Source organism: Aeromonas intestinalis (genome assembly GCF_054052485.1).
This window is the reverse complement of the sequence record NZ_JBSTYK010000004.1, coordinates 136,530-148,968: the sequence shown is the minus strand read 5'-3', so window position 1 is coordinate 148,968 and position 12,439 is coordinate 136,530. Positions and strand designations below refer to the sequence as shown.

The 12,439-nt window shown below is 62.5% G+C and carries 13 protein-coding genes; all 13 read right to left on the bottom strand.

The genetic code is table 11. The annotated features are described in order from the left end of the window. Positions 1–9: 9 nt before the first annotated feature. The gene (locus ACW5W7_RS06725) at positions 10–891 is read right to left on the bottom strand and encodes an ABC transporter ATP-binding protein (protein ID WP_456501191.1); all 882 of its coding nucleotides are present in this window, start codon (positions 889–891) and stop codon (positions 10–12) included. A 140-nt stretch (positions 892–1,031) separates the two neighbouring features. Beyond that, positions 1,032–1,643, bottom strand: a complete 612-nt coding sequence (locus tag ACW5W7_RS06720; protein WP_456501190.1) for an FKBP-type peptidyl-prolyl cis-trans isomerase — start codon at positions 1,641–1,643, stop codon at positions 1,032–1,034. 146 nt (positions 1,644–1,789) lie between these two features. Then, complete coding sequence (locus tag ACW5W7_RS06715) at positions 1,790–1,900, bottom strand: copper homeostasis protein CutC (protein WP_456501189.1); 111 nt, start codon at positions 1,898–1,900, stop codon at positions 1,790–1,792. A gap of 21 nt (positions 1,901–1,921) precedes the next feature. Further along, positions 1,922–2,647 carry a copper homeostasis protein CutC gene (locus tag ACW5W7_RS06710; RefSeq protein ID WP_456501188.1) on the bottom strand — a complete coding sequence of 242 codons (726 nt, stop codon included), beginning with the start codon at positions 2,645–2,647 and terminating at the stop codon, positions 1,922–1,924. A gap of 42 nt (positions 2,648–2,689) precedes the next feature. Then, positions 2,690–3,592, bottom strand: coding sequence for an ROK family protein (locus ACW5W7_RS06705; RefSeq protein ID WP_456501187.1), 903 nt, complete (start codon positions 3,590–3,592; stop codon positions 2,690–2,692). A 105-nt stretch (positions 3,593–3,697) separates the two neighbouring features. Then, the gene (locus ACW5W7_RS06700) at positions 3,698–4,201 is read right to left on the bottom strand and encodes an N-acetyltransferase family protein (RefSeq protein ID WP_456501186.1); all 504 of its coding nucleotides are present in this window, start codon (positions 4,199–4,201) and stop codon (positions 3,698–3,700) included. Then, a complete protein-coding gene (locus ACW5W7_RS06695) occupies positions 4,189–5,004 on the bottom strand; it encodes a M48 family metallopeptidase (RefSeq protein ID WP_456501185.1) in 816 nt (271 codons plus the stop codon). The genes ACW5W7_RS06700 and ACW5W7_RS06695 overlap by 13 nt, the downstream gene beginning before the upstream one ends. Before the next feature lie 158 nt (positions 5,005–5,162). Then, positions 5,163–6,137 (bottom strand): PstS family phosphate ABC transporter substrate-binding protein, encoded by a 975-nt coding sequence (locus ACW5W7_RS06690; RefSeq protein ID WP_349921424.1) that lies wholly within the window; start codon positions 6,135–6,137, stop codon positions 5,163–5,165. A 287-nt stretch (positions 6,138–6,424) separates the two neighbouring features. Beyond that, the gene (phoR, locus tag ACW5W7_RS06685) at positions 6,425–7,720 is read right to left on the bottom strand and encodes a phosphate regulon sensor histidine kinase PhoR (RefSeq protein ID WP_349921423.1); all 1,296 of its coding nucleotides are present in this window, start codon (positions 7,718–7,720) and stop codon (positions 6,425–6,427) included. A gap of 104 nt (positions 7,721–7,824) precedes the next feature. Further along, positions 7,825–8,514, bottom strand: a complete 690-nt coding sequence (gene phoB / locus ACW5W7_RS06680; RefSeq protein ID WP_041206225.1) for a phosphate regulon transcriptional regulator PhoB — start codon at positions 8,512–8,514, stop codon at positions 7,825–7,827. Positions 8,515–8,616: 102 nt separating this feature from the next. Then, positions 8,617–9,027, bottom strand: a complete 411-nt coding sequence (locus tag ACW5W7_RS06675; RefSeq protein ID WP_349921422.1) for a VOC family protein — start codon at positions 9,025–9,027, stop codon at positions 8,617–8,619. Between the two features lie 69 nt (positions 9,028–9,096). After that, positions 9,097–10,377 carry a GGDEF domain-containing protein gene (locus ACW5W7_RS06670; protein ID WP_456501184.1) on the bottom strand — a complete coding sequence of 427 codons (1,281 nt, stop codon included), beginning with the start codon at positions 10,375–10,377 and terminating at the stop codon, positions 9,097–9,099. A gap of 236 nt (positions 10,378–10,613) precedes the next feature. Then, positions 10,614–12,251: a sigma-54-dependent Fis family transcriptional regulator gene (locus ACW5W7_RS06665; RefSeq protein ID WP_456501183.1), complete on the bottom strand. Its 1,638-nt coding sequence runs from the start codon at positions 12,249–12,251 to the stop codon at positions 10,614–10,616. Between the last annotated feature and the right edge of the window lie 188 nt (positions 12,252–12,439).

Here is a 12,439-nt window from a genome sequence, read left to right as displayed (position 1 = left end):
GGGATCTGCTCATGCACCACTCCTCAGGCTATGGCCGGTCAGTTGCAAGAAGAGATCCTCCAGATTGGGGGAGCGCACCTGCATGCCGGTCAGCGGTACCCCAAGCCTTAGCAATTGGGGCAACAGGAGCGCCACATCCGGGCAGGTCAATTCCACCTGCTCCCCACGCCGTTGCAATGGATGCCCCAGTTGCACCAGAGCCGGATGATCCGCGAGACGCACCAATACCCCGTCAAAGTGGCGGGCCAGCAGGGCCTCCGGGGTATCCAGGCTCAGCAGATGACCGTGATCGACGATGGCTATCTGATCGCACAGCTGCTGTGCCTCGTCCATGTAGTGGGTGGTGAGCACCACCGTCTTGCCCTGAGCCTTGATGGCCTCGATACGTTGCCAGAAGTGGTGACGCGCCTGGGGATCCAGCCCTGTCGTTGGCTCATCGAGAAACAGCAATTCGGGATCCCCGAGCAGCGCCAGGGCAAGCAACAGGCGCTGACGCTGGCCGCCGGAGAGCTTGCGGCTGTCCCGGTCGATGAATTCTCCAAGGGCGCACAGTTCGATGAGCAGGTCGCGTGGCAAGGGATTGGGATAGAGGCTGGCGAACAGGCGCAGGGTATCGCGTACCGTCAGAAAATCCTGCAGGGCCGTATGCTGGAACTGGATACCGATGCGGGAGCGGTAATCGGCATCGCGAGGAGCACCATGGAACAGGATCTGACCGCTGTCCGGGGTGAGGATCCCTTCCAGCAACTCGATGGTGGTGGTCTTGCCCGCTCCATTTGGCCCAAGCAGGCCGAAGCAACTACCGGCGGGGATGGCAAAGCTGAGTCCGTCCACCGCCTTGACGCCGGGGAAGTGCTTGATAAGGTCGATGACTTCGATGATAGCAGCCATGGGGATCTCCCTGAAGACGCTCTGACTATATATCCAAAACGGATCCACTTGCCCATGACCCAGCCTGCCCACCATGGGAGAAGAGTACAAAAGCAAACGGCGACCCAGAGGTCGCCGTTTGTCAGTACAGAGTTACCGGATCACAGGATGTCCAGCAGCTCCACTTCGAATACCAGAGCGGAGTACGGCGGTATGGAGCCGGCACCGCGGGCACCGTAGGCCAGATCCTGCGGAATGTAGAGCTTCCACTTGGAGCCAACCGGCATCAGTTGCAGTGCTTCAACCCAGCCGGCGATGACGCCAGTGACCGGGAATTCGGCCGGCTCGCCACGAGCGACGGAGCTGTCGAACACGCCACCGTGGGTGAAGGTGCCGTGGTAGTGCACACGGACGGACTGACCGGCAACCGGGACGGCGCCATTGCCTTCGACCATGACTTCGTACTGCAGACCGGAGTCGGTCACGTTCACACCGGCACGCTTGGCGTTGTCGGCCAGGAAGGCTTCGCCATCGGCGGCGGCAGCCTTGGCGGCAACTTCCTGCTCGGCCTGCATGCGGGTAGTGATGACCTGGAAGGCATCGTTGATATCGTCACGGCTGACCGCGAACTCCAGACCGTTCAGGGCATCAGCCAGACCTTGCTGCAGGGCCGGGATATCCAGACCGGCGAAAGCTTGCTGCGCCAGCTGATCACCCATGTTGCGGCCGATGCCGTAGCTGGCCTTCTGTTCGATAGAGTCGTATTGGGACATTGAGATGTAGCTCCAGATCCAGGTAATAAAAGAGACGGGATGATATCAGACTTTTTCCCGGGGTGCTGCCAGCGACCACGGCGATTTCCCTGCCCGTGGGAGGGCGCTCACACATGCGAGGCTGACGGTTCCGGCAATGCCCGGGCTCAACCCCGATCCAGCAGAGCCCGCACCGCCGCCACCTTGGTGCCATCGGTAATATTGACCCGGCCATCATCCGAGGTACCCATGTTGACGCTGACAGGGAGCGGCACCATGCCACGGCGCCGCACCTATACTCAGGTTTGGTCCAGCAAAGCCCGCACCGCCGCCACCTTGGCACCGTCTGTGATATTGACCCGGCCATCGTCCGAGGTACCCATGTTGACGCCGTGGGGCACCATGCCGCCACGCCAGCCCATACCGGACATGTGCACCTCGTCCACGCCGGTAAACTCGAGAATGGTGCGCACATTGTCGGCATTGACCCCGGCTCCCGGCATCAGGCTGGCGCGTCCGGCCAGGGCCTGCTGCATCGCCTGCAGGGTCTCGAGCCCCGCGAGCGCAGTGGGAGCATGGCCCGAACTCAGGATCCGCTCACAGCCTGCGTCAACGATGGTCTCGAGATCGGCACGCCAGTCGGAGCAAAGGTCTATCGCGCGATGGAAGGTGACACCGAGGGGGTCGGCCGCGTCCACCAGCTGCTTGAGCAATACTGCTGGCACCCGCCCCATCTCATCCAGCAGACCCACCACGACGCCCTGCAAACCGGCAGCGCGGGCGGCTGCTATATCCTGCAGCATGATCTCGAATTCAAAGGCATTGAAGCAGAAATCCCCGGCACGGGGGCGGATCATGGCGTAGACGGGGATGGTGGCATGGCGCGCCACCTGCTGCATGAAACCGTAGGAGGGCGTCAGACCACCCAGACCCAGCGCAGAGCAGAGCTCAATGCGATCCGCGCCGGCCTGCTGGGCGGTAAACAGGGATTCCAGATTGTCGATACAGATTTCAAGACGGGTCATGATGACTCCTTGTTCAGGGGAGATCAGACCCTGTGTCTGATCTCATAAATTGAGCAAAGCCGCGCCGCGCACTCCGCCTGCCCCACCGAAGCGGGCCTGACGGATGGCTGGCAGGGCAACCCCGGGCAGCAGGTGGCCGGGCAGGCGCCGGGGCAGTTGTTCATACAGCGCCGGTAGACCACTGAGGCCGCCACCCAGCACCACCACTTCGGGGTCGAGCACCGAGATGGCGGTGGCAAGCCCTGCCGCCAGGATCTCCAGCCAGCAGTCGATGGTGGTCAGGGCGCTCGGTTCGTGCGCCTCGTAGCGGGCGACGATCTGATGACCGCTGGCGCGCTCCCCGTGGAAGTGGTGGTAGAGACGCTCGAGGCCAGTACCGGACGCATAGGTTTCGAAACAGACCAACCGACCACAGCCACAGCGGGGGCGCGGCAGGTCGGGATACTTCATCAAAATGGTGGCAGGCAGCGGGTAGTGGCCTATCTCCCCCGCCAGCCAGTTGCGGCCCTGGATCAGTTGGCCGGCCAGATAGACGGCGCCCCCGATACCGGTGCCTATGGTCATGCCCAGTGCGCTCTGCGCACCGGCCGCGGCTCCCTGATGCACTTCGGACCAGAGGAAGCAGTTGGCATCGTTGTCCACCCGGACGGTGCGTCCCAGCAGTTCGGTCAAGTCAGCCCCCAGGTGACGGCCATGGATGGCGGGCAGGTTCGCCGCCACTATGCTCTTGTCGTCCCGGTTGAGGATGCCGGGAAAGCCTATTCCAACAACCCCCTTGGCGCCGAAGCGGGCATCCGCCTCCAGCACCCGGCTGCGGATGAGCTGCTGCAACCCCGAATAGTCATCCCCCGGGGTGCTCATGCGCTCCTCATGGCAGAGATTCAACCCGCCGTCATACACCGCGAAGGCTATCTTGGTGCCACCAATGTCAAAACCGTAATACATGCCCACACTCCCTTGCCGACGAACCGGACCAGCCATTCCAGAGGGGGACATTGCATTAATTCGCAGAAAAAATAAAGCAACGGGAGGTCAAAAACGGGAGCCAGCTCAAAGCAAACGGGACATTTGCCGCTGCAGGCAGGGCTGACCCAGGCTGGTGAGGGTGCGTTCCTGCCCGTCGAACACGAAGCCGCGACGCTGATAGAACCCCTCGCCTATCCGGTTGCCATCAAGCAGCCACAGTTTGACGCATTCGCAGCCGGAGCGTCGCATTTGCACCGCTACCGCCTGCCACAGCCGCTTGCCATAACCCTGGCGCCAATGGGCAGGATGCAGATAGAGGGCGCAGATGCGGGCAGTCATCACCTCTTCCCGCACGGGCTGCCAGTAGAGCAGACCGATGACCACCTCGTGTTGGCAGATCAGCATGGGCAGGGGGCCGGCGTCGGCCAAACGATGCTGCCAGATCTGCAGATGATCGGTAACCGCCAGCCGGGCCAGTGCATCTTCTCCCAGCATATCGCCATAGGCTGCCAACCAGCTGGCCCGCTGCATCACCGTCATGGCGGCGGCATCGGCAGGCCGTGCGAGGCGCAGGCTTATGCCTTGCACTGGGGGGCCAGTCCGGAGGCTCTCGCCTGCTGATACAAGGGCTGCACTTCGGCCTGCTGGGCCTGTAGCTCGGCGATGCGGTTGGCATCGCTCGGGTGGGTAGAGAGCAGTTGGGGAGGCGCCTTGCCACCGGAGGCGGCACTCATATTTTGCCACAGGGGGATGGCCTGCGCCGGATCGAAGCCAGCCTTGGCCATCAGCGCCAGCCCGAGACGATCCGCCTCGCTCTCCTGCTCGCGACCATACGGCAAGGTAATGCCTACCTGGACGCCAAGCCCGAGGGCCGCCATGGTGGCACCACCATAGCTGCTGCCACTCGCGCCGAGCGCCACATCGGCCGCCGCCAGCCCGATGCCGGTCAACTGATCCCGAGAGAGACGTTCGTTGGAGTGCTGGGCCAGTACGTGGGTCAACTCGTGGCCGATGACGGTGGCGAGCTGATCCTGATTCTTGGCTACCTTGAGCAGTCCGCTGTAGACCCCTATCTTGCCGCCGGGCAGAGCGAAGGCATTCACCTCTTTGGAGTCAAACACCACCACCTCCCAGCTGGTGATGCCGTAACTGGCGGGCACCTGGGCGGTCACCGCCTTGGCGACGCAGGAGACGTAAGCATTCATCCGGGCATCCGTGCTCACCTTCTCCTGCTTCTTCATTTCCTCGAACGAGTCGGCACCCAGCTGATTCATCTGCTGGGGGGAGAAGAGCAGCATCTGGTTGCGACCGGTCGGCGACTGGGCACAGCCGGCCAACAGGGCGCTGCACAGGGCCACCAGGCCAAACGGGGAGAGAGAAGAGGCACGCATGAAGGGATCCTTGATCATGAAGTTGCCCCTATTTTCGGAAATGCCGACCCGGGGTGCAAGTCTGCTCATCAGGAGTTGCGACCAAAAATCTCGTCACGCCAAAATAAAAACGAGCCCACCTAGGGCTCGTTTGTCTGCAAGATCGCAGCGGGTATGGATTACATGATACCCAGCTTCTTCAGGTCGGCCTGCACCACCTTGGACGGTACCGGCACATAGCCGTCTTTCGCCACTATGGTCTGACCCGCCTTGGACAGCATCATCTTCACGAACTCCTGCTCCATCGGGGCGAGGGGCTTGTTCGGGTGCTTGTTCACGTAGACGTATAGGAAGCGCGACAGCGGGTATTTGCCGGTGATGGCGTTGTCCGAGGTGGCTTCGATGAAGGTCTTGCCATCCTTGGAGAGCGGGACGGCGCGTACACCGGAGGTGACGTAGCCGATACCGGAGTAGCCGATGCCGTTCAGGGAGGAGGAGACGGACTGCACCACGGAGGCAGAACCCGGTTGCTCGTTCACGCCGCTCTTGAAGTCGCCGTTACACAGGGCGTGCTCCTTGAAGTAGCCGTAGGTACCGGAGACGGAATTGCGACCGAACAGTTGCAAGTCCTTGGAAGACCAGCTGCCATCCAGACCCAGGTCTGCCCACTTGGTGGCGGCCTTGGCTTCGCCGCACTTGAGGGTGCTGGAGAAGATGGCGTCGATCTGCGGCATGGTCAACCCCTTGATGGGGTTGTCCTTGTTGACGAACACGGCCAGGGCATCGACGGCGACGCGGATGGCGGTGGGCTTGTAGCCGTAACGCTTCTCGAAGGCCTCTTCTTCACCGGCCTTCATGGCACGGCTCATGGGGCCAAACTGGGCAACACCTTCGGTCAGGGCAGTGGGCGCGGTAGAGGAACCGGCAGCCTGGATCTGCACGTTGACGTTCGGGTACATGCGCTTAAATTCTTCGGCCCACAGGGTCATCATGTTGGCCAGGGTGTCAGAGCCGACAGAGGACAGGTTGCCCGAGATGCCGCTGGTCGGAGTGTAATCCGGCAGATCTTTATCCACACCGGCAGCCAAGGCGCTGACAGAAAACAGGGTTGCTGCGGTAAATCCGATTACACCAGCCAGTTTGTTGAGTTTCATCCAATCTCTCCAAAGTTACACAAGGCTTTGCCAATACATGGCGCCGATAAACACTGTCTTGCCGTGGTCAATCCGACTGCATCAGTCAGATTGTTGAGTTTAAATCCGTCCCCTCCTCTTCAAGGTTGCAGAAGGTCCGTTCTTTAAGACGGCGCCAGTATCTGGGCTGGCAATGACAAATTTATGGATTTAATGTGACACTTTGATGACATGGCAGGGATTTTATCCCATGAGAAAGGGCCGTGAACACGGCCCTTTCATTGATGCTAACCCATTGCCAAACAAGATTATTTTATCACCACCATGCGGGCAGGGATGAGGAAGCTGAAGCGGCTGCCCTTGCCAATCCGGCTCTCTATCTCGAGCTGGGCATCGTGATGACTCAAGGCATGCTTGACGATGGCAAGGCCGAGCCCCGAGCCGCCGGTATGACGTGAGCGGGCCTTGTCGACCCGGTAGAACCGCTCGGTGAGCCGGGTCAGGTGCTCGGGAGCTATCCCCTCCCCCTCGTCCGCTACCACGAACAGCGCCATGGCCCCCTGCTTGCGCCACTCCACGGTGATCTGCCGACCCGCCGGGGTGTAGTGAATGGCGTTGTAAACCAGGTTGGAGACGGCGCTGCGCAGCTGATCCCTGTCCCCTCGCACGAACAGATCCGGCTGCACGTTGAACACCAGTCGGTGTCCAGCTTCCCCCGAGAGCGCCCTCGCCTCCTGCTCCAGCAGGCCCAGCATGGCGGGCATGTCCACCAGATGGGAGAGATCCACGGTCGGTGCCGCCTCGATGCGCGACAGGGTGAGCAGCTGATTGACCAGGTTATCCATGCGGATCGTCTGCTCCATCATGACCTTGTGAGCCTTGGCCCACATGGCGGGGGGCGGCGGCTCCTCGGTCATCTCCAGATATCCCTTGAGCACGGTGAGCGGGGTGCGCAGCTCGTGGGAGACGTTGGAGACGAAGTGCTTGCGGGTCTTCTCCAGGCTGCGCAGCCGGGTCACGTCCCGCACCACCAGCATGGCCTGATCCTCGGCATAGGGCATGATCCGGAATTCGAGAAACTTCTCCTCGTTGATGGGAGAGTGCATCTCGAAGGGTTCGTCATACTGCCCCTTGCCCAGATACGCGACGAAGGCGGGGTTGCGGATCAGGTTGCCGATGTGCTGTCCCGCATCCTCCGGCCAGCGAAAGCCGAGCAACTGCTCCGCCAGCCGGTTGCACCAGAGGATGCTGCCATCGGTGCGAAACACCACGGCCGCGTCGGGCAACGCCTCGGCCCCTTCCCGGAAGCGACGAATGAGCCCCGCCAGCTCCCGGCGACGGGCACGGTGGCGCTGCTGGAGTTTGTAGATGCCGTTGAAGATGTATTCCCAGCTGCCGCTGCCATGGGGGGGTACCAGGCTGCGATCGTGCCACAGCCAGTCCGACAGCCGCTTCTGGAAGCGATAGTGCCAGCCCAGATGCAACAGGGTCGCCACCAGCAGGCAGAGCGCAAGATGATCGATTAACCAACCTACCAAGACGAAGGGGGCGTAGAAGAACGCCATTCGCCACAACTGACGCCGCCAGGCGTAAGGTTGCAACATTAAGATCTCCTAGAGACGGCAAAGAGCAAGGGTCCGCGCCAGCTGGCGCAGTGTTGCAACCTCATCCCCTCCAAGACAGCGAATGAGATTGCCACATCGGGTCCCTAGAGACGGGTGGAGAAGCGGTATCCGGCCCCACGCACCGTCTGGATCAATCTGTCGTGTCCCGTCTCTTCGATGGCCTTGCGCAGACGGCGGATGTGCACGTCCACGGTTCTGTCTTCCACATAGACATTGGTTCCCCAGACGTTGTTGAGCAACTGCTCGCGGCTGTAGACCCGCTCCGGGTGCGTCATGAAGAAGTGCAGCAACTTGAACTCGGTCGGCCCCATGTCCAGCGCCTTCTCCTCGGCACTGACCCGGTGGGAAACCGGGTCCAGCTTGAGCCCCTGCACCTCGATCACCTCGTCCACCGAGGTCGGGGAGACCCGGCGCATCACCGCATGCAGGCGGGCGGTCAGCTCCTTGGGGGAGAAGGGCTTGGTGATGTAATCGTCGGCACCCGCCTCCAGTCCCCGCACCTTGTCCTCTTCCTCGCCACGGGCAGTCAGCATCACCACCGGGATCTGGCGGGTCACCTCATCCTGCTTGAGCTGCTTGATGAACTGGATGCCACTGCCACCTGGCATCATCCAGTCCAGCACGATGAGTTCGGGGTAGGGTTCGCGCACCTTCGCCAGTCCATCGGCATAATCTTCCGCCTCAACGGTCTCATATCCTTTCTGCTCGAGCACGAAGCAGAGCATTTCGCGGATGGGTGCCTCGTCCTCGACCACCAGAATTCGCTTAGCCATATCCCTTCTCTCTCCTCTGTGAAGATGGGTGCGCCAATTATTAGAACTTTCTGTGACACTTTTATGACTTTATGACAGGCGGGATAATAAACGTTTTCAGATTCAGGTGGCAGCAGCCCGTTGCAGCAGATCCCAGCGATTGCCGCTGATGTCCTCGAACACCACCACGGTGCCATAGGATTCGAGACGGGGCTCTTCACAAAACTGGACGCCATATTCCTGCATGCGGCGGTAATCTGCCCAGAAGTCATGGGTCTCGAGGAACAGGAATACCCGGCCTCCACCCTGGCGACCGATGGCGGCCTCCTGCTCGGGAGTGGCGGCGCGAGCCAGCAGCAGGGCCGAACCGGGGGCCCCCTTGGGGGCGACCCGCACCCAACGCTTGCCCGGTTTGCCCGGCTCATCCAGCCGGCTGTCTTCCAGCAGGGCAAAATCCAGCCCCTGGGTGAAGAAGGCGATGGCCTCGTCGTAATCGGCCACCAGCAGGGTCAGGGCCCCCAGAGAGTGCGGCATGAAGACTCCTCGTCAGATAAGGGTGGGCACGAGGGCCCGGGCCGCGGAGCATAACGGTTTTTCCACCCGCTATTCCACTTCGACCCGGTTGCGCCCCCGTTTCTTGGCCTGATAGAGCGCTTCGTCGGCCCGCTTCAGGGTCCTCTCCAGGGGATCGCCGCGTCGCTCCGCCACCCCGAAAGAGGCCGTAACCTTGAGTCCGAGCGGCCAGTCGCCATAAGCCTCGATGGCCTGCCGGATCCGCTCGGCCAGCGCCACGGCCCGGGCTTGTTCATAGTGCAGGCAGACCAGCACGAACTCCTCCCCGCCCCAGCGCACCAACCGGCACAGGTTGTCACAGTGGCGCAGCACCTCGCTCACCATGTGCTTGAGGACCTCGTCCCCCATGGGGTGGCCGTGAGCGTCATTGACGTGCTTGAAGTGGTCGATGTCGATATAGATGAAGGAGAGCGGCATCTCGCCAAGCTCCCCGAGCAGCTTCTCGCCGCCCAGGCGATTGAGGGCACCGGTCAGGGGATCGTAACGGGCCTCCTCTTCGGTGCGCCGATTCTGCTCGCTGAGGCTCTGGCTGAGGGCCTCGGCCGCCAGTCGCGCCGCCTTCGCCTTGCGCAGCTTGTCTCCCACCAGCAGGTACTGCATCAGAAACAGCAAGATGCCGTAGGCCAGCCAGCTCATCAGCAGATAGCGATAGAAGTTCCCCGGTTTACCCCAACGGCCATAGAACTCCATCTGTTCCAGGCTCAGTCGATAGTCTCCTGGCAACATGCGATCCCCCGACGCCAACTCGATGGCATAGACATGCTGCAGATCCGGCCCCTGCTGGGCCAGCGGGATATTGTACTGCTGCACCCACCAGGAGCTGGGAGCAAACACATCGAGCGGCACATCCTGCACGACCCCATAGTCGTTGGGACGGAACATCACCTCGTTGAACTTGTGGGAAGTGTCGTCTCCCGGGATCGAATAGCTGGGGTCGTAGTTGCGAAGATAGAAGCGCCAGACCTGGGGATGCGCCCCACTGGCCGCCAGCTTGACCCGCATCCCGCTGAAGAGGGAGAGGTCGATCCCCGCCTCCGGTTGGGTCAGGGTCAGGATCAGCTCACAGAAGGGGTACTCATATCCCGGCCGCAACTTGCAGTCTATGGTCGGGACCCTGTTGTCAGGAATCAGGGTGGTGATGGATTGGCCGCCATGAGCGCGGTCGTCCTGCCCCTTGGCTGAGAACTCGGTGCTGGCGAGGATATCCAACCGCCGTTCGGGGCCAAATTCAAACAACAGGATCGCCAGCACGCTGAGGGCCAACAGGAACCAGAACAACAGATTGGTCACGCGGAAGTAGGAGGGGATCATCGTCATCACACCTAGCTGGAACCACGACAGTACACTCGGTCAAGGGATCACACATTGATCCAACCCCTTCCAGAGTGTTATTACACGCGCCCGAAACAGGCACAGGAGAGAGCGCTCTTGCACGCCATCAGTCTGGGGGCATATTCACCACGCACACTCCATGTCATGGAAAAATAAGGGAAAACATCAATTTACCCCACCAGTCTACACAAGCCTGGTCGTGCGTGACAACACCCTCAGCCCTCCTCTTTCAGCAGCCGATAGAGGGTAGTACGGCTGACCCCGAGGCGCCGTGCCGCCTCGCTCAGATTGCCCCCGCACAGTGCCAGCGTCTGCTGCGCCTGCCGCCGGCTCTGGCTGCGCAGCGTCGTCTCAGGCGACCCCCCCATCTCCGGACCGGTTGCAGGCAGATGCAGATGAGCCGGGGTGATCACCCCCTGCCCCTCCGCCAGCACGCAAGCCACCTCCAGCACCTGCTTGAGCTGTCGCACGTTGCCGGGCAGCGGGTGTGCGAGCAGTTGCTGCAACGCGGCATCATCCAGGCGCAGTGAGGCATCCATCTCACCGATCAGCTGACTCATCAGGGCGCTGCGCTCAACGTGCGGACGTGCGCGCAGCGGCGCCACCTCTTGGCGCCAGCCGCTGATGCGGTAATAGAGATCCTCCCGAAAGTCCCCCGTCTGCACCATGGCCGCCAGATCCCGGTGGCTGGCGCAGACCAGCCAGAAGTCCACCGGCTCGGGCCTGTGGCTGCCAACCGGCGTCACACTGCGCTCCTGCAATACCCGCAGCAGCCGGGTCTGGGCCGGCAGGGGCAGCTCCCCGATTTCGTCCAGCATCAGGATGCCGCCGTGGGCGGCCCGCACATACCCCTGGCTGCCCTGATTGCGCGCCCCGCTGAAGGCGCCCCCCACATACCCGAACAACTCGGCCTCAACCAGATCCGCCGGCAGGGCACCACAGTTGACGCACACCAGAGGCCTATCTCGCCGACTCGACTGGTCATGCAGCGCGCGCACCAGGTGCTCCTTGCCGCTGCCGGTCTCCCCCTCCACGAGCAGGGGGATGCCACGTTCCAGCATCTTGAGGGGCACGCCCCCGGCGGGCGGGCTCACGACCGTTCTGGGCATGGCCGGGGCCTCGAGCCGCAGGCCGCGTCCCTCCCGCAGCAGTTGCGCGCCATCGAAGTGGTGCTGCCCCAGCCAGAGTCGCCCCGCCCGGTTGGCACCGAGCAACTCCCCCGACTCCCCCAGCAGCAGGCGGGCGGACCAGAGACTCTGGGGATCGAGATCCACCAGCCAGCCCCCCTTGCGAGCCAGCAAGGCGTTCTCGAGGGTCATGGCCAAGAGCCGCACCGTGCCCAGCATGTCGCCATCGTGGTGGGCCGCATCGCTGGAGACGTCCAGCACCCCGAGCAGGGTACCGTCCGGCCCGAGCAGGGGGCAGGCGCTGCAACTGAGGCTGCTGTGCTGGGCGAAGAAGTGCTGGGCCCCCAGCACCTGCACCTCGCTCTGCTCGGCCAGCGCCGTGCCGATGGCGTTGGTCCCCTTGCTCGCCTCCCCCCAGAGGGCGCCACTGCGCAGGAAGATGCGCTCGGCGTGACGGGCGAACCCCTCATCCCCGCTGGCGGCCAATATGGCCCCCTCGGCGTCGCACAGCAGCAAGCGGCAGGGACGCCCCGCCAGCAACTGGGTGAACAGGGGCAGCACGAAGCGCTGGAAGCAGGCGATCAGCTCCCGGCTCGCCTCCAGCCGGGCCGACAACTCCCCCTGGGGCAGGAGATCCAGCTCGGCACTCTGCTGACGGCTGAGCCCCTGGTGCAGACAGCGCTGCCAGGAGCGTTGGATGGGGCTGGACATGGGGGATTCGCGCATCTGGCCTCCTGTTCACAAACGGTACGGTGGCGGGGTCAACTGTCCAGAAACGGCACAGCCACCCCGGCAAGTTCGGGATCTCCGGTTAATCAAGATACGCCGCCACGCCCTGATTGGTAACGTTTTTGTAACTTTTGCACCGCTGGTCAGACCCACTGGCACGTCCCTTGCGACAGTCGGCAGGCAAC